Annotated in this window: 20 protein-coding genes, 2 pseudogenes and 1 riboswitch; of the genes and pseudogenes, 15 read left to right on the forward strand and 7 right to left on the reverse strand. The window is 38.0% G+C overall.

Features of this window, described 5'->3' with window-relative positions:
- Positions 1 to 44: 44 nt before the first annotated feature.
- Positions 45 to 152, reverse strand: a riboswitch (TPP riboswitch).
- Between the two features lie 155 nt (positions 153 to 307).
- The 9 genes and pseudogenes from ACQKNZ_RS00705 to ACQKNZ_RS00745 all read left to right on the forward strand — a co-directional run bounded on the left by ACQKNZ_RS00705 (position 308) and on the right by ACQKNZ_RS00745 (position 8,581).
- A complete protein-coding gene (locus ACQKNZ_RS00705) occupies positions 308 to 1,267 on the forward strand; it encodes a 2-hydroxyacid dehydrogenase (protein WP_427657492.1) in 960 nt (319 codons plus the stop codon).
- Positions 1,268 to 1,792: 525 nt separating this feature from the next.
- Positions 1,793 to 2,788: an ABC transporter substrate-binding protein gene (locus ACQKNZ_RS00710; protein ID WP_144538391.1), complete on the forward strand. Its 996-nt coding sequence runs from the start codon at positions 1,793 to 1,795 to the stop codon at positions 2,786 to 2,788.
- A gap of 60 nt (positions 2,789 to 2,848) precedes the next feature.
- Positions 2,849 to 3,709: an ABC transporter permease gene (locus tag ACQKNZ_RS00715; RefSeq protein ID WP_144538392.1), complete on the forward strand. Its 861-nt coding sequence runs from the start codon at positions 2,849 to 2,851 to the stop codon at positions 3,707 to 3,709.
- Complete coding sequence (locus ACQKNZ_RS00720; RefSeq protein WP_144538393.1) at positions 3,706 to 4,911, forward strand: quaternary amine ABC transporter ATP-binding protein; 1,206 nt, start codon at positions 3,706 to 3,708, stop codon at positions 4,909 to 4,911. Before ACQKNZ_RS00715 ends, ACQKNZ_RS00720 begins: the two co-directional genes overlap by 4 nt.
- A 203-nt stretch (positions 4,912 to 5,114) precedes the next feature.
- A complete protein-coding gene (locus tag ACQKNZ_RS00725) occupies positions 5,115 to 5,873 on the forward strand; it encodes an SDR family oxidoreductase (protein ID WP_151111674.1) in 759 nt (252 codons plus the stop codon).
- A gap of 34 nt (positions 5,874 to 5,907) precedes the next feature.
- Positions 5,908 to 6,237 (forward strand): annotated as a pseudogene (locus ACQKNZ_RS00730) (SDR family oxidoreductase); the annotation flags it as partial.
- 246 nt (positions 6,238 to 6,483) lie between these two features.
- Positions 6,484 to 7,107, forward strand: a complete 624-nt coding sequence (locus ACQKNZ_RS00735) for a hypothetical protein (RefSeq protein ID WP_427657495.1) — start codon at positions 6,484 to 6,486, stop codon at positions 7,105 to 7,107.
- Positions 7,108 to 7,257: 150 nt separating this feature from the next.
- Positions 7,258 to 7,896, forward strand: a complete 639-nt coding sequence (locus ACQKNZ_RS00740; protein ID WP_427657497.1) for a TetR/AcrR family transcriptional regulator — start codon at positions 7,258 to 7,260, stop codon at positions 7,894 to 7,896.
- Entirely contained in the window at positions 7,886 to 8,581 is a 696-nt protein-coding gene (locus ACQKNZ_RS00745) for an MBL fold metallo-hydrolase (protein ID WP_427657499.1), read from the forward strand. Before ACQKNZ_RS00740 ends, ACQKNZ_RS00745 begins: the two co-directional genes overlap by 11 nt.
- Before the next feature lie 126 nt (positions 8,582 to 8,707).
- Here the strand turns inward: ACQKNZ_RS00745 and ACQKNZ_RS00750 are convergent, their stop codons facing one another.
- Positions 8,708 to 9,055 (reverse strand): hypothetical protein, encoded by a 348-nt coding sequence (locus tag ACQKNZ_RS00750; RefSeq protein WP_151111668.1) that lies wholly within the window; start codon positions 9,053 to 9,055, stop codon positions 8,708 to 8,710.
- A gap of 213 nt (positions 9,056 to 9,268) precedes the next feature.
- Between ACQKNZ_RS00750 and hpaB the strand changes: the two genes are divergently transcribed.
- Positions 9,269 to 10,699 (forward strand): 4-hydroxyphenylacetate 3-monooxygenase, oxygenase component, encoded by a 1,431-nt coding sequence (gene hpaB / locus ACQKNZ_RS00755; protein ID WP_427657501.1) that lies wholly within the window; start codon positions 9,269 to 9,271, stop codon positions 10,697 to 10,699.
- 164 nt (positions 10,700 to 10,863) lie between these two features.
- Here the strand turns inward: hpaB and ACQKNZ_RS00760 are convergent, their stop codons facing one another.
- From ACQKNZ_RS00760 to ACQKNZ_RS00785, 6 genes are all read right to left on the reverse strand, one after another.
- Complete coding sequence (locus ACQKNZ_RS00760) at positions 10,864 to 11,988, reverse strand: alpha-hydroxy-acid oxidizing protein (protein ID WP_427657503.1); 1,125 nt, start codon at positions 11,986 to 11,988, stop codon at positions 10,864 to 10,866.
- Between the two features lie 20 nt (positions 11,989 to 12,008).
- Complete coding sequence (locus tag ACQKNZ_RS00765) at positions 12,009 to 12,719, reverse strand: ABC transporter ATP-binding protein (protein ID WP_144538402.1); 711 nt, start codon at positions 12,717 to 12,719, stop codon at positions 12,009 to 12,011.
- Positions 12,712 to 13,485, reverse strand: coding sequence for an ABC transporter ATP-binding protein (locus tag ACQKNZ_RS00770; protein WP_144538403.1), 774 nt, complete (start codon positions 13,483 to 13,485; stop codon positions 12,712 to 12,714). Before ACQKNZ_RS00770 ends, ACQKNZ_RS00765 begins: the two co-directional genes overlap by 8 nt.
- Complete coding sequence (locus ACQKNZ_RS00775; RefSeq protein WP_144538404.1) at positions 13,457 to 14,437, reverse strand: branched-chain amino acid ABC transporter permease; 981 nt, start codon at positions 14,435 to 14,437, stop codon at positions 13,457 to 13,459. The genes ACQKNZ_RS00770 and ACQKNZ_RS00775 overlap by 29 nt, the downstream gene beginning before the upstream one ends.
- A gap of 7 nt (positions 14,438 to 14,444) precedes the next feature.
- Complete coding sequence (locus ACQKNZ_RS00780) at positions 14,445 to 15,329, reverse strand: branched-chain amino acid ABC transporter permease (protein WP_144538405.1); 885 nt, start codon at positions 15,327 to 15,329, stop codon at positions 14,445 to 14,447.
- A 66-nt stretch (positions 15,330 to 15,395) separates the two neighbouring features.
- Positions 15,396 to 16,556 (reverse strand): ABC transporter substrate-binding protein, encoded by a 1,161-nt coding sequence (locus tag ACQKNZ_RS00785; RefSeq protein ID WP_144538406.1) that lies wholly within the window; start codon positions 16,554 to 16,556, stop codon positions 15,396 to 15,398.
- Between the two features lie 350 nt (positions 16,557 to 16,906).
- Between ACQKNZ_RS00785 and ACQKNZ_RS00790 the strand changes: the two genes are divergently transcribed.
- From ACQKNZ_RS00790 to ACQKNZ_RS00810, 5 genes and pseudogenes are all read left to right on the forward strand, one after another.
- On the forward strand, positions 16,907 to 18,304 hold the full coding sequence (locus tag ACQKNZ_RS00790; RefSeq protein WP_427657507.1) for a YfcC family protein: 1,398 nt from the start codon (positions 16,907 to 16,909) through the stop codon (positions 18,302 to 18,304).
- A gap of 138 nt (positions 18,305 to 18,442) precedes the next feature.
- Positions 18,443 to 18,855: pseudogene (locus ACQKNZ_RS00795) on the forward strand (glutamate--tRNA ligase family protein); the annotation flags it as partial.
- A 154-nt stretch (positions 18,856 to 19,009) separates the two neighbouring features.
- The gene (locus ACQKNZ_RS00800) at positions 19,010 to 19,777 is read left to right on the forward strand and encodes a GH-E family nuclease (RefSeq protein WP_427657509.1); all 768 of its coding nucleotides are present in this window, start codon (positions 19,010 to 19,012) and stop codon (positions 19,775 to 19,777) included.
- Between the two features lie 7 nt (positions 19,778 to 19,784).
- Positions 19,785 to 20,321, forward strand: coding sequence for an ankyrin repeat domain-containing protein (locus tag ACQKNZ_RS00805; RefSeq protein WP_427657511.1), 537 nt, complete (start codon positions 19,785 to 19,787; stop codon positions 20,319 to 20,321).
- Entirely contained in the window at positions 20,314 to 20,652 is a 339-nt protein-coding gene (locus ACQKNZ_RS00810) for a DUF2185 domain-containing protein (RefSeq protein ID WP_427657513.1), read from the forward strand. Before ACQKNZ_RS00805 ends, ACQKNZ_RS00810 begins: the two co-directional genes overlap by 8 nt.
- Positions 20,653 to 20,671: the final 19 nt, after the last annotated feature.

A 20,671-nucleotide genomic window follows, 5' to 3' on the forward strand; every position in this document is an offset into this window, starting at 1 on the left:
AAAGCTACATCCGTGAAGATGCAGCCACTAACCCTTATGAAAAAAGGAAAGTCACCGCACTTCCTCACGCAGGTATTATCCTGATCGAGTAATAAGGGATCGGAGCTAAAAAGCTCTCATCACAGCCAAAGTGGGCACCCCTAGTGCAGAAACGGTATGTAGTTTTACAGTTGTGTATAAATTTACACAATTTGTTTTCTTTATGTGCCCACAGTATAGCGTATAAAAATATAATTGTAAATATGGTTGAATTCTTTTCTCTAATCGTCCATGCTTAAATTATCAGAAAACATAAGGGGGAAACTAAATGGACAAAATTTTTATTACTCGAAAATTACCGGAGGAAATTGTACAGCCATTAAGAGAAAAATTTGAGGTGAATATGTGGCACAGCGAGGAAACTCCAATGGATTATGAAGATATAAAAAAGGAGGCAAAGGACGTCCATGCCCTGTGGACGGTTCTCTCGGATAAAGTGGACCGGGAACTTATAGAAAATTTACCGAATTTAAAAATTATCAGTAATCTAGCGGTTGGCTTCAATAATATTGATGTGGAAGCAGCGAAAGAAAAAGGGGTGATGGTAACAAATACTCCTGGTGTATTAACTGAGACAACTGCAGACCTAACCTTTGCGTTGTTATTGGCTACTGCTCGTCGTATTACCGAAGCAGAACAGGATATTCGTGCAGGTAAATGGAAATCATGGACACCGATGCAGCTGACGGGAATGGACGTTTTTGGAGCTACGTTAGGAATCATAGGCATGGGAAGAATCGGTGAAGCGGTAGCAAGACGTGCGAAGGGTTTTAATATGAAAGTCTTATATCATAATAGAACAAGAAAATTAGAGGCAGAGCAACAAAATAACTTTACATATGTGGAGCTAGAAACATTATTGCAAGAATCTGATTTTGTTGTAATATTGACACCTCTAACTCCAGAAACTAAAAGGATGATTGGAAAAAAAGAGTTAGGATTGATGAAGGAAACCTCTGCTCTTATTAATGTTGCACGTGGCGGAATCGTAGATGAGCAATCCCTTTATGATGCCCTCCTAAATAAAAGAATATGGGCCGCTGGACTAGATGTTTTTGAGACGGAGCCTGTTCCTTTAGATCATCCACTCTTAACCTTGCCTAATGTTACAGTCCTCCCCCATATCGGCAGTGCAAGTATTCATACGAGACTTGCTATGATGCAAATAAATGCTAAAGCAATTGAAAATGTTTTAGAGGGACAAGAACCTGATAATCGAGTTGTTTAAAGGAAAAAAATTATAATCTAGGCTGCCATGAATCCAGTATTCATGGCATTTTTTATGAGGTAAGAAGGTGTAAGTATGCGACGGGGATGGCTTATCGCTCACCCAACAGAAAGTGTCCACCTGAAATCAAGCTTACTATCCTATGTCCTAATCTAGTAGAAAGCAAGTGAGCATGCACTTTTCAATTAAAACTATACAAAAGCACTATCTATCAAATATTTGATAAAAATTACTGTTTTTAAACGAGAATATTGTACAATATTTACCTATTTATCTAATCGTATTGGTCTACTAAATTAATGCTAAATATTCAGATTAAAATAAAAAATTAACAACTATCTCTTTAAGTAATTTGCAATATACAAATTTGTTTAGTAGTATTAGTAGTTATAAATTAGGCGTCCTTTAATTTCAGTATTAGGAAGTTTAATTGTTTTGAAATTTTAGCAGTTATTTTATAGGTATTGAAGGAGGAACGATCGAACGTCTAATTTAAAAATTGAATGAAAAGAGGTAGTCAGACTAATGAAAAAAATTATGTTATTTTTTTCACTTTGCATGCTTTTAGTACTTACAGCTTGTGGCAACGAGACAAGCAAAGACAGTATTGAGGTGATTAAGTTTGCTGATGCAGGATGGGATAGTATACGCCTACACAACAGCATTGCTCAAACTATCATCGAAGAAGGTTATGGTTATGAAACCGAGGTAACAAGTGGAACAACAGCAGCTACGATGCAATCACTTGAAAAGGGCGACATAAATGTCTATATGGAAGTATGGACCGATAACATTAAAGATGTCTACGAAAAAGCAATTGAAAGTGGAAATATCATGAAGGTAGCTACTAATTTCGCTGATAACGCGCAAGGATTATATGTTCCAACTTACGTGATAGAGGGAGATGCAGAACGAGGAATTGAACCAATCGCTCCAGATTTAAAGACGGTTCAAGACTTAGAGAAGTATCCAGAAATTTTCCAAGATCCCGAAGATAGCAGTAAAGGCCGAGTGGTCGGAGCTCCATCTAGTTGGGTAGTAAGTGAGTATTTGGGGACGAAACTTGAAACATATGGCCTTGACGAACAATATAACTATCTAGCACCCGGCTCTGATTCTGCAATTGTTGCAGATTTAGCAGGAGCATATAAAAAAGGGGAGCCTTGGGTAGGATATTATTGGTCACCAACGTGGGTAACAGCTAGCTACGATTTAACTCTATTAGAAGACGCACCTTACGACGAAGCCAAATGGAATGAATCAAAAGGAACTGAGTTTCCACCAAATGATGTAGTTATTGCAGTTCATAAGGATTTACCAACACAAGCTAAGGACGTAGTAGACTTTTTAAGTAAATATGAAACTAGTAACGATTTAACGGAAAGTGCATTAGACTATATGCAGGAAAATGATGTTGAAGCAGATGAAGCCGCTATTTGGTGGATGAAAGAGTATGAAGATATTTGGACAGCTTGGGTGTCCGAAGAAGTGGCTGAAAAGGTAAAAGCTTCTTTGAAATAATTCATTACTTAATCTAACTAAAGAAAGGTGGTTGTGGCTGTACTTTTACAGTCCCATTCTATGACAGAATTTCCAAACGTACGATTTCCAATAGGGGATGTAGTAGAGAAATTCGTGGATTTTCTTGCCATGAATTTTGATGCATTCTTTGATTTTATCTTTATCATCTCGTCTTCCATGATTAAAGGTCTTGAGGCGGGTCTACTAGCAATTCCTTGGTGGTTATTTATTGTTATCATCTTTTTAATTGGATGGTTTTTTAATAATCTATATGGAGGACTGCTATATGCAGCATTTATCTTCTTAATTGGATCCTTTGATTTGTGGCCAGAAACAATGACCACCATTTCCATCGTTTTAATCTCCGTAATTTTGTCTCTTGTTATAGGCATACCACTAGGAGTTGGAATGGCTTTTAGTAAATCAATGTCCAGAATCATGCGTCCGATATTAGACGCGATGCAGACAATGCCAAGCTTTGTCTACTTAATACCAGTAATTTTCTTCTTTCCGCTCGGAAATGTACCAGCAGTTATTGCAACAATCATTTATGCATTACCACCAGTAATCCGTTTAACAGAATTAGGTATCCGAAGTGTAGATAAAGAGATTGTAGAATCTGCACAATCATTCGGCTCCTCTTCCTCTCAAATGCTCATGAAAGTACAACTACCACAAGCCTTACCTACAATTATGGCAGGTATAAATCAAACAACAATGATGGCGCTAGCAATGGCGGTTGTTGGTTCTATGGTTGGTGCGCAGGGACTTGGAGAACGAGTACTCTTTGCAATTAACCGAATAGACATCTCACTAGGTTTTGAAGCTGGGATCAGTATTGTTTTCCTAGCGATTATCATCGACCGCGTTACCGGAGGAATTGCGAATCGCCTTCAGAAACATAGGAGGGATGCCGCATGACAGTAAAATTAAAATTAGAAAACGTATCGAAGATTTTTGGGTCTCGACCTAAAAAAATTATTCCGATGGTAGAGAAGGGTGTACCAAAGGAAGAGATATTAGCTAAAACAGGGCATACGGTCGGAGTGTACAATGCCTCAATGGAAATCATGGAGGGAGAGACCTTCGTGATTATGGGGTTATCAGGAAGTGGTAAGTCTACCCTAATTCGTTGTTTAAATTTATTGAATAGACCTACTTCTGGCGCTATATACGTCGATGGAGAAAATGTCGTGGATTACAATAAGACACAGTTAAAATACTATCGTCAAAAGAAAATAGCTATGGTATTCCAGCATTTTGGGCTGTTTAGCCATCGTACGGTATTAGAAAATATTGAGTATGGTTTAGAGATAAGAGGAATGTCTAAGAACGAGCGCCAGGAAATTGCTCAGAAACATTTAGAAACAGTTGGTCTTAAAGGTTATGAAAACCAATATCCAGATGAACTTTCTGGAGGTATGCGCCAGCGAGTAGGCATCGCCAGAGCACTTGCTAACGATCCAGATATACTATTAATGGATGAGCCCTTCAGTGCACTTGACCCATTAATCCGTAGAGAAATGCAGCTAGAGCTACTTGATATCCAAAATCGCCTTCAAAAGACAATAATCTTCATCACACATGATGTCAACGAGGCTTTTAAAATTGGGGACCGTGTTGCGGTTATGAAAAACGGAAAAGTTGAGCAAATTGGCACTCCAGAAGAGATTCTGGAAAATCCGGCAAGTAGCTATATATCAGAGTTTATACGAGATATTGATCGCACTAAAATTCTTCAAGCAGAGCATATTATGTCTAAGCCCAACGGATTAGTATCATTAAAGGATGGACTAAATGTTGCAATCCAGGTGATGAGAGAGAATGGGAACTCGAGTGCTTTTGTGGTAGACAGAAAGCGTCAGTTGCAAGGTATCATTACCATTGACCAGGCTATCGAGGGCATGAAGCAGAAGAAATCCTTACAAGAAACAATGTCAAAGGATGTGAATACAGTCCATCCTGAAGAATATGTACAAGACTTGATTCAGCAAGTCCTCGATTCTAAGTATCCTCTTGTTGTAACAGACGAGGAAGGAACGATGAAAGGAATGATTTTACGCGTTCACGTTTTAGCAAGCTTAATAAGTGATCCTGTAGAGGAGCCTGAACAAAAAGCGTAAGTTGGAGAGCCCAAAAACGATTAATTCGTCTTTGGGCTTTTCTATGAATTAAATTAAAAACGTTTAATTTTTTCAAAAATGTTCACAGGTTATCTATTGTAAAATTGGATTTTTTTAACTAAACTAAAGCTAGTAAGAGATGATTTGTGAACTACTAAAACAATAATGTAAGCGCATTCAATCAAACCGAGGAGGTAGTTGGAATGAGACTTCAAGACAAAGTAGCGGTAGTAACAGGTGCGGGTTCAGGTATGGGAAAGGCGATTGCAGTTCTCTATGCTAAAGAGGGGGCTAAGGTCGCTGTTTCGGATTTAAACGAAGAGACGGCGAAGGCTACTGTCGACGAGATTAAAGCAAATGGTGGAGAGGCAATAGCCATAACTGCGAATGTTGCAAAGGAAGATGATATTCAAAATCTGATTGATACGACGGTAAATACGTATGGTACTGTTGATATTTTAGTGAACAACGCAGGTATAATGGACAACTTTGAGCCTGCTGGGGATATCGAAGATAGCAACTGGGAAAGAATATTTTCAGTTAATACTACGAGTGTCATGCGTTCCACACGTAAGGTATTACCAATCTTCTTAGATAAGCAAAAGGGAGTTATTATCAATGTAGCCTCTGTTGGTGGACTGCAAGGATCTAGAGCTGGCGGTGCTTATACTGCTTCTAAGCATGCAGTAGTGGGGTTCACTAAAAATACTGGATATATGTATGCGGACCAAGGCATTCGCTGTAATGCAATCGCACCGGGTGGGGTAGAAACTAACATAAATAATTCTATGACGAGTGTGAGTGAAAAAGGAATGGGGCGTATTCGATTAGGAATGGGCAACAATCCAAGAATGGGTAAATCAGAAGAGATAGCAACTGTAGCATTATTTCTTGCTTCTGACGATTCAAGCTTTGTTAATGGAACTGTCATAACAGCAGATGCAGGCTGGCTTTCCTATTAAATAACTTCAGAAAACCCTTCTCCATTATGGAGGAACTGCCTCAGTCGTAGCATATGAGGGACATAAGCATTTGATGGACTATACCGCTACTAAAGCTGCTAATGTAGGGTTTACTCGGGCACTTGCAAATAACCTAGTAAGCCAAGGGATTAGAGTCAATGCAATTGCTCCGGGAAAAATTTGGACACCACTGATCCCAGCTAGCTTTTCTGCAGATGAGGTCACACAAGCTGGCAATCCTATGGAGCGGCAGGGTCAACCATTTGAGCTAGCACCTACTTTTGTTTATTTAGCTTCAGATGATTCTCGGTTTGTAACTGGCCAAACACTTCACGTAAACGGCGGGCAAGTAACTTCTTCCTAAAAGCAATAATTTAACTCTTCTAAGGCCAACTCACTCGTGATTTGGTCTTATTTATGAGTGGTTCTTCAAAGAAGGTTCTTAAAATGAATGAATATCTAAAATTCATGTTTCTAATCAGTTAAATACTAAATTTTCCTGTATTGAGTTTATCAGCCATGTTTTTAGGCTATATAGATAAAATGAATGTCGAATTTTGTTATTAAACACAAAGTGTTACGCACATTCATCTTTTAAAGGAGGTCTAGTATGTTAAAAAAAGTATTATTTTTAGCTGCACTTAGTTTACTACTTGCAGCCTGCTCAGATGAAGAGACAACAGTGAAGAAAGATAACGATGTTGAGGGAAGTGAGAAAGAAGTTGTTGAAGATGAGGAGTTCTCACTTGAGGTAACAGATGAAGAATGGCTAGCATTATCTAACCAAAGCAAATGGTGGGAGGAAAATGAACTAACTGAGCCAGAATTTGGACAAGCAGTAATTGTTCAATTTGACGAGGATACTATTCCAGAAGTCGTTATTCCTTATACGCAAGCTAAAGAGGAACCCCAAGGCCTACTAATAGGGAAGTATAATGAGACTGAGGAAAAGTGGGCAATCTCACAAAACATACCTATCGAAAACAATATGAAAATAGAAATATTAAACGATAAAATAACATTTAATAATGGATCTGAGCTACTCATCACACAAGAAAGTGACGATAAAAATAAAACACTAGCAACTTATAAATACTCTAAAACAGATGAACAAGTAATTGTTGAGCATAGACTTGCCGTAGATGTGGACCAAGCTATCGAAATTGATACAGAGCGTAACACAATTAGCTATTTTGTTAAAGGAGAAGAGAAACAAGAGACATTAGAGGAGTAACCTTACAGGCGTAGACAAAGATTATGTTTTTAGCTCCTCCCATTTATAAGCAGAGAAAATGCTCTGAGGTCTTAAAGGACTTTAGAGCAATTTTTGACACAACACTAACCATTGGTTATAATATAACCAATGGTTAGTTGGGGTGATTAGATGACAAATAGACAAAGTGCACGTTCAGACGAAACAAAGAAAGAAATTATCAATGCAGCAGAGAAATTATTTTCTCAAAAGGGTTATGATGCTGTTACCATACGAGAAATTGCAAAGCTGGCCGGATGTTCTCATACCACTATTTACCTTTATTATAAGGATAAAGAGGCTCTTCTTTACAAGTTGTCCATGCCACATCTGAATGATTTATACATTCAAATGGAACAAACGCTTCAACAAACGAATTTATCAGTAGAAGAAAAGTTAAAGATAATTAGTAAAAAATATATTTACTTCTGCCTACAAAACAAAAGTATGTATAGCATATTTTTTAACGAAATGTCTTCTAGGGTAGATGAAGAGCCGGTGACGGAAATAAATAAATTACGTCTTTCTATATTTAATTTGTTAAAAACAGCTGTTACAAATTGTCTGCAAATTAAATCAGAACAGCAAATTCTAGCCTATTCTCGTATATTTTATTTTAATTTAAATGGCATACTTAGCACCTATTCCTACCAGCACGAGCCGCTTGAAGTGCTAATGGAAAGATTGATTCCGACATTCGATTTAGCAGTAGAGATTATGTTAGAGGGTATGAAGGGGAAATATATAGGGGGAGAAAAAATTGAAGATTAAACAGATTTCAGAAAATATTTGGAGCATAAGATCTTGGATGATATGGCTAGTTATACCTGTTCAAGTATGGGTAGTGGTGGAGGAGGACGGTGTTACGTTAGTGGACGCTGGCTTACCAAAAATGGCTAAGGGAATATTGGGGTTTATTGAACAGCTAAACGCTGGACCCTTGAAAAGAATAGTATTGACGCATGGGCATGCAGATCATGTGGGTGCAGTTGAGCACATTGTAAAGGGGAAGGAAGTTCCGGTATTTGCACACGCAAAAGAAATTCCGTATGCGGAGGGCAAAATACTCTACCCAAGACGACAGAAGCTCGAGCAGAATCTTCCTAACGGACTGACACAGTCTTTGTATGAAGTAGCAGGAGAGCTTCAAAATGTAGGAGCACTTAAGCCAGTATATACTCCTGGTCATTCCCCAGGGCATGTGGTTTACTACCATGAGCTAGATGATGTTCTTTTGGCCGGAGATTTATTTACGACGCGCAATGGAAAACTGCATCAACCTATGCCAATGTTTACTGGAGATATGAAGCAGGCCACAGAAAGCGGAATTTCTGCCATAAATGATATAATGCCGAAACAGCTAGAGGTTTGTCATGGAAAAACAATAGATAATCCGTTTGATGGCATTACTACTTACATTAATCAAATGGGAAAAACTTTAAAAGCAAAGCTCTGATTAAGAAATAATATCATAAAATCCACTTTGCCGATAAAACACGGATAATTGAAGAATGACTACTTTAATGAAATATTATAGCTTGAATACAAAAAACAGTCCCCGAGGGAATTCGGGGACTGTTTTTTATAATATTTCATTGTAAAGAATGCCTTCATCATTAAGCTGAATGACTTTTAAATAATTCTCGTCTTTAACAAAAACACTTTTATATGTTTTATTGCCATCAGAATCTTCAAAGAAAATTATTCGTGACCCTTTGTTATCCGTCTCAATATCTGCCACATATACTTGTAAATCAATAATGTCATCTAGAATTGGGTATTCAGGGAAGTCCTTTAGTACTTGGTTTTGCTTTGGTAGTTCTGCTTTAGAGCTGTTTTCGGTTAGTGTGCCATCTGTAGCTTTTTCTTGTCCATCGGAGCAACCGGCAAGTAGTGACAAACCTACCATAGCAACTAATAACTTTTTCATTTTTGCATGACTCCTTTATTATTTATTTAATTGTATTTAGAGAATACATCACTATTTATAATTATGAAAAAATTATTCCTTGAATAGTTATCCTAGAATACTGAATTTAGTAAGTCAAATGATACCCCTTATTCTTTGTCACCAATTGAGAAAAAAAATAATAATATAAGCAGATAAATTAAATAATTTGAAGTTACATTTAGGAGTGTGTTTATGCCTGCAATTAATGGAAAACAGTATATAGATCGCATTAATAGGTTGAATTCTGAAGTATGGATTGATGGAAAGCAAGTAACAGGCAATATATCAGAGCACCCGGCGTTCAAAGGCATTATGAAGACCCAGGCGGCGTTGTTTGATATGCAGCATGACCCTCAATACAAAGAAATATTAACCTATGCTTCGCCAACCACGGGAAATTTAGTAGGTTTGTCCTTTTTGGAGCCCAAGTCAAAAGAAGATTTGGCAAAAAAACGAATGATGGTGCAGGAATGGGCTCGAGTAACTCATGGATTGATGGGTAGAAGTCCTGATTATATGAATACGACCTTAATGGCATTTGCCTCTTCTGTTAAATTATTAGAAGACAAAAAAAACTGTTTCCCTCAGTATTTCCAATCTTACTATGAATATGTACGAGAAAATGATTTAACTTTGACTCATAGCTTTATCGAGCCCCAAGTGAATCGAGCGTATTACTATTTAGAAACTGCAGAGGAGCCGATTGCGGCAAAGGTTATTGGTGAAAATGATCAAGGAATCATTATAAAAGGTGCGCGCCTTCTTGCTACACAGGGTGGAATTACCGATGAAATATTAGTACTCTCTACAGGTTCTTCATTAGAGGAAGGAAAGGGCTATTGCTTTTCTATCCCAAGTAATACGAAGGGAGTAAAATTTATATGTCGTGAGTCACTAGTTGGTGGCGAGTCAACCTTCAATTATCCACTTAGCTCCAAGTATGAAGAGATGGATACCATTGTAGTCTTTGATAATGTGTTAATCCCTTGGGAGCGTGTATTTTTTTATGATGATACGACCGTTGCAAATGACTTTATGATTAGTAGCTCCTTCCACTCGTTCTCCCTTCATCAGGTGATAGCTAGACAGATTATTAAAACTGAATTTGTCCTAGGAATTGTACAATCAATTATTAAAACTATTAATATAGCAGAGTACCAGCACGTGCAGGAAAAGGCGACAGAGGTAATCGTCGCATTGGAATCATTAAAAGCTCTGTTAATGAAATCGGAGGTGGAAGCGAAGGTCAATAGTTTCGGACTCATGGAGCCAGATCGATTAACATTGCACGCAGCTATTACTATTTTTCCGCGTATCTACCCAAGGCTGACAGAAATCATTCAGCTATTAGGAGCAAGCGGGCTTATGTCTATTCCAACAGAAAATGATTTTAACTCACCCATTAGAAAGGATCTCGATCATTATATGCAGGCTAAGGCTGCCTCTGCTGTAGAGCGGGTAAAATTGTTTCGACTAGCCTGGGATCTCACGATGAGTCCATTCGGTACGAGGCAAACTATATATGAGCGATTTTTCTTTGGAGACCCAATACGCGTAGCAAGCCTGCTATACTCTGCCTATGATAAAGAGCCTTATGTTCAACGTATTAACGATATTTTATAGAGCTGCTTTAAATTTGGAGAAAATCTGGCTGAATAGGACGTTTACTATTGATTAAAGCTGATAATCGGCCAACTTCTCACAGAATTCTAACTTATAACCATATAATTTAGAAAGGCAAGAATGCATGATTTCAGCATTCTTGCCTTTAGCTATTCTGACTAAACTTATTTCTTTCTTCTAATAAGAGAGGAGTTGACCTCTTTCATCGAGGCAAACCCAGATAAAGCTAAAGTTACATCAATATCATTAATCATATTACGTAAAACATGCTCTACTCCTTGTTCTCCTGCAACAGCTAGGCCATAAATAAAAGGTCTGCCAAGTAGAACTACATCTGCTCCAAGTGCCTTTGCTTTTACGACGTCAGAGCCCCGTCTTATCCCGCTGTCCAATAATACCGGAATCTTCCCCTGGACGATTTCCGCTATGGATGGGAGGGCCTCTAGTGATGAAATACATCCATCTAGCTGTCTGCCTCCATGATTTGAGACTATAATTCCATCGACTCCGTGGTGTAAAGCTTTTCTTGCATCTCCCTCATGAAGAATACCCTTAAGCAAAATAGGAAGCTTTGTATGCTCCTTAATAGTTTTGAGATTCTCCCATGTTAATGAAGGATTAAAGATAATATCTACAATATTCTTGATGACCTCTGGATCGTCTGCAGAAGGAGGACTAGCAAACCTACCTTGAAAAACAGGATCGTGTAAGTAGTTTGCAGCTCCTTTTCCCAATTTTAAAGGAGAATAACGATTATTCAAGTCACGCTCTCTATTACCAAGAAGAGAGGTATCAATCGTTATTACAATAGCCGAGTATCCTGCTTTTTCTGCTCGACGCACCATACTTATCGCCATTTCTTCATCGTTTGACCAATACAACTGATACCAACGAGGGGTGTTTCCTAGGTTGGCGGCAATATCTTCTAAAGGATAAGAGGATAATGTGCTAGCTATAAAGGGTACTCCACAAGCTGCAGCAGCCCGTGCTGAAGCCAGCTCACCCTCTGGATGAAAAATACTTTGAACGCCGATTGGTGCAAGTGCAAAGGAGGAAGGAAAGGTAGTGCCTAGTAAAGTAGCTGAAGTGTCCCTGAAGCTCACATCATTCAAATACTGGGGCACGATATACCAATCCTCAAAGGCCGCCTCATTGGCACGAAGCGTGCTTTCATTGCCGGCTCCGCTATGGACATAGGTAAACGGCCCTTTTTCAATAGACTTGGAAGCCATTTGCTCTAACAGAGAAATAGAATGTGGTAGTTCCACATGAGAAATAGAACTGGTCATACATATCATCCTTTCAAAATTTAACTAGTTTTTTTCCCTAAATATGCCTCGACAACTCTTGGGTCCTCCAGTAGGTTACTCGCTTCACCGTTAATAATTATTTTTCCTGTCTCCATGACATAACCATAGTCTGCTACTTTAAGAGCCTGCTTCGCATTTTGCTCAACCAACAAAACGGTTGTACCGCTATCTTTAATTTCACGAATCATTTTAAAAATATCCGCTACGATTAAAGGTGCAAGACCCATAGAAGGCTCATCCAATAGCAAAAGTTTCGGCTTAGATAGTAGAGCTCTAGCTATAGCAAGCATTTGCTGCTGACCACCAGAAAGGGTGCCTCCTAATTGGTCCTCACGTTCTTTTAAAATAGGAAATTGTTGCATAACATTTTCGATATCCTTTTTTATGTCCTTATCATTTCTGTGGAAAGCTCCCATTTCTAGGTTCTCGAGAACGGTCATCGTAGAAAGGATAGCTCGCCCTTCTGGAACAAGGGCGATACCTTTTCGAACAAGCTGATCTGGTCTCATACCTGTAATGTTTTCTCCTAAAAATTCAACTGTTCCCTTTTGCGGTTTTAACAGACCGGCAATTGTTTTCATCGTAGTCGTTTTCCCAGCGCCATTTGCACCAAGTAGGGTTACAATCTGCCCCTGCTCTACTACTAGGTTCACATTTTTAAGAGCCTGTATTTTCCCATAAAATGTTTCAATACCAGATACCTTAAGCAATTTCTTCATCCTCCTCTGAGCCGAGGTAAGCTTCAATTACATCTTGATTGTTTTGTATTTCCGTTGGAGTACCTTCAGCAAGCTTCTTCCCAAAATTTAAAACGGTAATTCTGTCGCAAAGCTTCATAACAAAAGGCATGTCATGCTCTATCAATAAAACAGTAACTCCACGCTGTTGAACCTTTTTGATCAAATCAAATAAATTCTCTGTTTCTGTTTCATTCATGCCAGCTGCTGGCTCGTCTAATAATAAAAGCTTTGGATTACTTGCCAAGGCTCTGGCAATTTCCAATCTTCGTTGTTGACCGTAAGCTAAATTTTCTGCAATGGTATCTTCATATCTAGATAGACCTACTAACTCTAGTAATTCTAAAGCGACTTCATGGTTACTCTTTTCTTCATGCTTTTGAGATTTGGTTCTAAGTACGCTTGTTAAAACACCAGATTTATTTCGACAGTGGGCACCTACTAAAACATTTTCCAAAACAGACATTTGAGAAAATAACCTTATATTTTGAAACGTACGACAGATGCCTTTATCAGTGATTTTATGTGGCTTAATACCAGAAATATTTTCTCCGAGAAAAAGAATTTCCCCAGAGGTAGGGGCGAACATATTCGTAATTACATTAAACATAGTTGTTTTACCAGCACCGTTAGGGCCGATTAAGCCGAATATCTCTCCTTCGTTGATTTGGAAAGAAACATCAGTTAAAGCAGAGATACCACCAAAGTTTTTAGTTATATTTTTTAGCTCTAATACCATTGGAGTCCCTCCTTTTAAATGTAAATGTTCTCTTTAGCCAATTTAATACGGGGACATCTATAATTCCTTGAGGGCGGAAAGCCATCAACAAAATAAGAATTATTCCGTAAATCATGTATCGATATTCACTGATGAATCGCAATGCTTCTGGAAGAAGTGTCATAAAGGTTGCGCCGAATATTGCTCCCCAAATAACCTCACTTCCGCCAAAAATGGAGAATATTAAAATATCTATTGCACGGTGATAAGCGAAATCTGCTGGACTAATATAAGCTAATACATGGGCATATAAAGCGCCTGCGAAGCCTGCTAAAATAGCTCCTTGGGTGAAGGACAGTACTTTGTAGTAAGTGATATTAATACCCATCGCTTCCGCGGCTTTTTCATCCATTTTAATAGCAGCGTATGCTCTGCCTACACGTGACTTGTTCTGTCTGATAAAGAACCAAATGATGGAAATAGTAATTATTAGTAAAACAAGTACAACTATTAAATAGATAGCTTGATTGTTTTTAAGACCAAGCATATCTGGGTCAAAGCCTAAGTCTCTTAAAAATTGAAAAAGCTCTCTACCAAGATGGGGTATACCTGACAATCCAACCGAGCCCTTCGTGACAGAGTCCCAGTTTACAAAGATTACTCGAATTACTTCCCCAAAGCCTAATGTTGCTATAGCTAGGTAAACCCCGCTTAACCTTAGAGCAGGTATACCGATTAGAACCCCAAAAGCACCTGCAACTAAAGCGCCTAAAATAATACTTATATACAGAGGAACCTCAAAGTTGATAGTCAGTAGTGCAGACGTATAGGCTCCGATACCCATGAAGCCTGCATTTCCTAAAGATAATTGTCCAGAGGAAAGCGTTATGTAAATGCTTATCCCTAATATAATATTGATAAGAATGAAAGAGATAATTTGTAGATGGTATGGGTTTAAGATTTCTCCTAGCATGTCATCATCACCTTCCTGCCTCAGCGGTTTTATTGCCGAAAATACCCTGTGGCCTTATGAGAAGGATAAAAATAATGGCGATAAATGCAACAGCATCTCTGTATCCGGAGTCTCCATAGGCAACAATCATTGTTTCTGAAAGACCAAGGAGTAATCCTCCAACCATCGCACCCTTTACATTTCCCATTCCTCCTAGAATGATGATGGCTAAACCCTTTAAACCCATGGATAAGCCCATCTGAGGGTTAACAGAGTTAAAGGCCATGCCTACTAGAATTCCAGCAATTCCACCTAGAGCGGATGCCAGTATGACGGTAGTTGTAATGGTTCGCTTCGTATTCACACCTAGTAAACTGGCAGTCTCTAAGTTTTCAGCAGTCGCACGTAATGCCTTTCCAGCTTTCGTTTTAGCGAGCCAGTAGGAAAGTACAACCATCAAGGTAATAGAAATAGCAAAAATTAAAATTTGTACTAAATAAATTGTAATTGAACCTACTTGAATTTGAATTTGTGCAAAAGAATGTCGGAACGGATGATTACCTGCGCCAAATAAATGATGGGAGAGATTCTCCAATAATATGGAAACCCCAATCGTACTGATCAATGGGGCTAGATGAGAAACTCCCTGTTTACCGCGTAGGGGGCGAAGTGCAATTCTTTCTAACAAGTACCCTAAGATAGCAGTCACAATTACCGCTGAAAGAAAGGCTACCCACAGTGGTAAGCCTAATACGCTTGTTACTAACACTCCTATAAAAGCACCAATCATGAAAATCTCGCCATGGGCCATGTTAAGGATACCTAGTACTCCAAAGACAAGCGTAAATCCAAGGGCAACGATCGCATAAATGCTTCCGAGTGTTATTCCGTTAATGATTTGTTCTAAAAGCAAGAAAGCTCACCCTTTCAAAATAAGGTAAGGGCTATGCACCCTTACCTGTATTAGTTAAATTTTGAACTACTCAAACAACTGGAATTCTCCATCCTGGATGATAAGAACTGTAGGATCCATTATTACGTCTCCGTCCTTGTCAAAAGAAATCTTCCCTAGGATGCCTTCTAAATCCTTAATTTCAGCCAGAGCATCACGAAGCGCATCTCTGTCTGCTTCTCCAGCATTTTTTAATGCCTCTGCAATAATATAAAGAGCATCATAGGCCTGTGCAGCGAACTGGTCAGGCTTGTGACCATACGCTTCTTCATATTTTTCTACAAAAGCTTGAACTTTTTCATCTGGTTTATCCGCAAACCAAGGAGTTGCAACAATTAATCCGTTAGATGCTTCTCCGGCAATTTCAATTACTTGAGGGGAATTGAATCCATTACCTCCAACAAAAGGAACATCAATCCCCATTTTTCTTGCTTGGTCCATGATTACTGCACCCTCATTATATAGAGCGGAAGCCAAGATTAGATCTGGCTGAAGATCTTTAATCTTAGTAAGTTGCGCATTATAATCGGACTGTCCTTTTTGAAAGGTCTCGATTGTTAAAATTTCAAGCCCCATATTTTCAGCTTCTGCCTTCATCGTATCGAATCCGGACTGAGTGAATAGATCATCATTTCCATATAGAATAGCAACTTTTTTAGCTCCATATTTGTCTACCGCTTTTTCCAATGCAGCAGGGATTGCTAGGGATTCTGGTATAGAATTACGGAATACATAATCTCCAATCTGAGGAATACCTGCCGCGGTAGTGGAAGTCCCCATAATTGGGATACCATTGAGATCAGCTTCAGGTCCAACAACGTTCATCTCTGTACTTAATGTTGGTCCTATGATTGCAACAATATCGTCCTGACTCATCAATTTTTGACCCACAGATAATGCCTGCTCTTGTTTTCCGACTGAATCTTCAATTGCAAGCTCAATTTTTACATCGCCTTTTTCATTAATTTCTTCTAAAGCTAATTTCAATCCATTTGTGATTGCTTCTCCATAAGCAGCACCAGGACCTGTCATGTATGAGATAACCCCAATTTTTGCTGAAATCGTTCCATTCTCGCCTTTGCTATTTTCTCCACTTGAAGTTGAAGATTCTCCCGTTCCACAAGCTGCCAATAAAACTAACATCATAATGGAAAGCAAAATAGATAGTTTTTTAAAAGTCTTTCCCATTCCCAAACCCCCTAAAGATAATTGTGAAACATATATCTATATTAAAGCCTTTATAACGAGGATGTAAAGTTAATATTTAGAATAATTATAATAGTAAGAATTTAATTGGTTGGGTTAGAATTCTTTAAAACATAGAGAAATTCAAAATTAATAGAGTATTTTAGGGGCATAATGAGGGTTTAAATTGTTACTTAATAAATAATAATATTTTTAAATTTTTATCTTGTTTTAGGAAATTTATTAGGGTAAGTAAAAAAATATATACTTTTATTACTATTTAATTTATTATATTTTAATATAACATTCGATTAATATTGAAATATCTGAAATTATGAATAGGGGCGTAATTGATGGAAGAAAAAAAGAAAAGGTCCTGGTTTAAGGTACCGCACACATATACATTAATATTTACTATTATTATAATTGCCGGACTAGCTTCTTATGTAGTACCCGCAGGAGAGTTTGAACGAGTAGAAGATGAAGAGTCAGGGAGAACGCTCGTAGTAGATGGAAGTTACAAAGAAATAGATAGCGATCCAGTGAGCTTTTTTGAGCTGTTTACAGCTATTCCGATGGGTTTAGAAAAAGGCGCACAAATTATTTTCTATATCTTTTTAGTAAGTGGTGTATTTGGAATCATCCATAAAACTGGGGCTATTGAAGCTGGAGTGTATAAAGGAGTACGTGCTTTAGAAGGTAAAGAAAAGCTTCTGATTCCAATGAGTATGATTCTCTTTTCTATTGGAGGATTTACTATGGGGATGGCAGAGGAAGCCATTATTTTTGTTCCAATTGGAATAGCAATAGCTCGAGGAATGGGTTTTGATGCAGTGACAGGTACAGCAATGATTACACTTGGAGCAGCTAGTGGATTTTTTGGAGGTATGTTAAATCCATTTACGGTAGGTGTAGCACAGTCGTTAGCTGATGTACCTTTATTTTCGGGTATTGGCTTTCGTTTCGCTGTATACATATTAGTTTTGGGCTTTGCGATTTGGTATGTGATGCGCTATGCCTTCAAGGTGAAGCGAAACCCTGAACTTAGCGTTATATATGATATTGAACAAAAAGAAGTTAATGCAGATATGAATAACTTTGCTAAACTGACAGGTAAACACAAGCTAGTTTTTTTGACAATGGCTATTGGAATAGGATTTAATATTTATGGAGTTTTTAACTGGGAATGGTTTATCACTGAGCTGGCAGCCTCGTTTTTAATAATGGGAATTATAGCAGGATTACTAGGTGGTCTAAACACTACACGTATTTTTGACTCTTTTATTGACGGGGCAAAAGCGGTAACATTTGGGGCATTAATTGTTGGATTTGCACGTGCAATTACCGTCGTATTAGAGGAAGGGAAGATTATAGACACTATCGTGTATTATGCTGCAGAAGGTATTGGTAATCTTCCTCAATCAATTAGTGTGATCGGCATGTTATTTATTCAAGCAGTGCTTAACTTATTTATCTCATCTGGTAGTGGTCAGGCAGCAGCTACAATGCCAATAATGATTCCTATAACAGATTTGCTAGGCCTTGAAAGACAAGTAGCGGTATTAGCATTCCAATATGGAGACTCTATTACCAATTCAATTATTCCTACTTCTTCAGCTTTAATGGGTTATTTGGCTGTTGCTGGTATTCCTTATGAACGATGGGTAAAATTTATATGGAAAATGATTCTTGGCTGGGCAATTATTGCATGCTTTGCATTGCTTGTGGCTGTTGCCATTGGTATTTCCTAAATGTTCGCTTTGTAAGGTGGATAATATATTTTAAACTAAGTATATATAAGAGGATTGTCCCTAGGGGCAATCTTTTTTGCATTTCAAAATGATAGGCATAAAATGTATTTATAATCACGCCTAATTTCGAGGCCATGTTATTTATTTGCTCGCCACCATAATGGGAAATTTATCGTTCGTATAGAAGACACAGATATTGAGCGTAATATTGAAGGCGGAGAATTATCGCAGCTGGATAACTTAAAGTGGTTAGGAATGGAATACGACGAATCTGTAGATATCGGTGGACCTTATGCGCCTTATCGACAAATGGAGCGTTTAGATATTTACATAAAATATGCGGAAGAAATGCTAGAAAAAGGACATGCTTCTGTACTTCAGAGGAGTTAGAAGCTGACCGTGAGCAACAAAAAGAAAATGGTGTGGCTGCACCGATGTATAACGGAAAATGCAGACATTTATCTAAAGAAGAAGTGCAAGAGAAGGAAGCGGCTGTAATGCCTTATACTATCCGTATGCGTGTGCCTGAAAACGCGTGTAGCACAATTGAAAAGGACACCAGGGAAGGGATTTAGATGATGAATCAATGGATCTCTAAAATAGAATCCATATTTATGTCTGGTCTAACAGATGTAAATTTCGAAGCGAATAGATAATATAGACGAGTTAGTAGGAACAGAAATCGATCCTGAGATACTGAGTATTATGGAAAATGGTAGGATTAAATCGGTTGAGGGTGAGCCAGATGAAACTACATTGTTTGTCAGGTATCATGTTTATGACAACGGACTTATTGTAAAAGAATTTCAAGCTAACGAATCAGCTCCAATTCAATATGAAATAGTATCCAAGGTAGAGGAAGCACAGGCGAATAAACCTGAAGATAAAAACTTTTTTGAAGCTACCGCTGACTTTCTATTTATGGATGATTTCCGAACATTAACCGATCCAAATGCGTCTTTTTTGGATAAAGGAATAGCTGCTGCCTCCCTTATCCCTCTTCCTGTAGGAAAAGCAGTAAAAGGTGGCGCAACAGCTGTAAAAGCTATAGACAATGCCGTTGATGCCTCAAAAGCTGCAGATAAGGTGGGAGATGCTTCTAAAATTGTAGATAAGTTACCTCCTATTGAAAATGGACCATATATTAAAAATGGAAAACCACGAGGTAGACCACAATTATCAGGGGACAAAAAAATAGAATTTGAACGGAATGTATATGAAAACAATGTTGGACCTGATGGCATTTTACGTGATCCTAATACGATGGAGGTCCTTGATTGGAAGCCAGGTCTACCAAGAAAAGGTGCAGTAGACTTTGGACATCGACAGGGATATGAGTATCATCCTATGTTTGAAAAATATAGGAATCGTGAAATAACCTTAGAAGAATTGAAAGAGTTCCAGTTTAATCCTGAAAACTTTAGGATAGAGAGTCCTGGAGCAAATAGAAGTCGTAAATTCGAAGGGAAATGATAAGGATATGAAAATTACAAATGTGTTTGATGCAGTACTTAAGGGAACCTTTGAGGATTTTAAAAATTTCTATAACGGAGAGGCAAATCAGATTAATCCGAATAGTAAGTTTAACTTGTTGTCTACCGCAATGCTTAATGATAAGAATCCCGATGATAAGCTAGCCATTACTAAATATCTATTAGAAGACGGGATAGACGTCTCCTTTACAGACTCTTTGTATAATAGAAATGCTCTCCATACTTTTTTCTTTAACATTATGAAAGGTCCAAAAGATTATATGGAAACGGTTGTTAGACTACTCGTAGAAAATGGTGTGGACGTAAATGCCGTGGACAAATTTAACTCTATACCATTAAAATATGCGATAACAGTCAATAAAAACACTACAGAGGATATGAAGGATATTTATTATTATTTAGTGGAAAAGGGATCCGATGTAAATATAAAGGATACTTTTAATAAATCGATTCTAGACTACGCGAAAGAGTTTCCTTGGAGAAATGACTTCTTGGAAATAGTAAAGGAGTATGAGCATGGATAATAGAAATGATGCATATGGCGGTTTCATGATATCCAAAAACGTATTGAATGGTGTACCCATCCGATATAGCTTTAGAGAACCGAGTACAATTCCTCAATTAAACGGATGGAATATTTTTTCGGAGTTAGACGATGACGAATATGTGAACAATCCTAATAATTTTGTCATTGTGAATGCTGAAACTATCTATTCACTGGCACCTCAGATGCTAGAAATTTTTGAAGCACCATATGGGACAGATTTATTTTGGCTATATGAAGAAAACGTACACATCGGTTTTTATGATTTAGTAGCAGATAAGACAACATCAATTGAGCAAATTCTAGCATAGAGGTAATAAGCTAGTATTA

This window comes from Psychrobacillus sp. NPDC093200, from assembly GCF_050280345.1.
GTDB classification, from domain to species: Bacteria; Bacillota; Bacilli; order Bacillales_A; family Planococcaceae; genus Psychrobacillus; species Psychrobacillus faecigallinarum.

Excerpts from the sequence above, each read along its gene's own strand:
- ACQKNZ_RS00705 (WP_427657492.1), top strand. The coding sequence starts at position 308 with ATGGACAAAATTTTTATTACTCGAAAATTACCGGAGGAAATTGTACAG.
- ACQKNZ_RS00710 (WP_144538391.1), top strand. The coding sequence starts at position 1,793 with ATGAAAAAAATTATGTTATTTTTTTCACTTTGCATGCTTTTAGTACTT.
- ACQKNZ_RS00715 (WP_144538392.1), top strand. The coding sequence starts at position 2,849 with ATGACAGAATTTCCAAACGTACGATTTCCAATAGGGGATGTAGTAGAG.
- ACQKNZ_RS00720 (WP_144538393.1), top strand. The coding sequence starts at position 3,706 with ATGACAGTAAAATTAAAATTAGAAAACGTATCGAAGATTTTTGGGTCT.
- ACQKNZ_RS00725 (WP_151111674.1), top strand. The coding sequence starts at position 5,115 with ATGAGACTTCAAGACAAAGTAGCGGTAGTAACAGGTGCGGGTTCAGGT.
- ACQKNZ_RS00735 (WP_427657495.1), top strand. The coding sequence starts at position 6,484 with ATGTTAAAAAAAGTATTATTTTTAGCTGCACTTAGTTTACTACTTGCA.
- ACQKNZ_RS00740 (WP_427657497.1), top strand. The coding sequence starts at position 7,258 with ATGACAAATAGACAAAGTGCACGTTCAGACGAAACAAAGAAAGAAATT.
- ACQKNZ_RS00750 (WP_151111668.1), bottom strand. The coding sequence starts at position 9,055 with ATGAAAAAGTTATTAGTTGCTATGGTAGGTTTGTCACTACTTGCCGGT.
- hpaB (WP_427657501.1), top strand. The coding sequence starts at position 9,269 with ATGCCTGCAATTAATGGAAAACAGTATATAGATCGCATTAATAGGTTG.
- ACQKNZ_RS00760 (WP_427657503.1), bottom strand. The coding sequence starts at position 11,988 with ATGACCAGTTCTATTTCTCATGTGGAACTACCACATTCTATTTCTCTG.
- ACQKNZ_RS00770 (WP_144538403.1), bottom strand. The coding sequence starts at position 13,485 with ATGGTATTAGAGCTAAAAAATATAACTAAAAACTTTGGTGGTATCTCT.
- ACQKNZ_RS00775 (WP_144538404.1), bottom strand. The coding sequence starts at position 14,437 with ATGCTAGGAGAAATCTTAAACCCATACCATCTACAAATTATCTCTTTC.
- ACQKNZ_RS00785 (WP_144538406.1), bottom strand. The coding sequence starts at position 16,556 with ATGGGAAAGACTTTTAAAAAACTATCTATTTTGCTTTCCATTATGATG.
- ACQKNZ_RS00790 (WP_427657507.1), top strand. The coding sequence starts at position 16,907 with ATGGAAGAAAAAAAGAAAAGGTCCTGGTTTAAGGTACCGCACACATAT.
- ACQKNZ_RS00800 (WP_427657509.1), top strand. The coding sequence starts at position 19,010 with ATGGAAAATGGTAGGATTAAATCGGTTGAGGGTGAGCCAGATGAAACT.
- ACQKNZ_RS00805 (WP_427657511.1), top strand. The coding sequence starts at position 19,785 with ATGAAAATTACAAATGTGTTTGATGCAGTACTTAAGGGAACCTTTGAG.
- ACQKNZ_RS00810 (WP_427657513.1), top strand. The coding sequence starts at position 20,314 with ATGGATAATAGAAATGATGCATATGGCGGTTTCATGATATCCAAAAAC.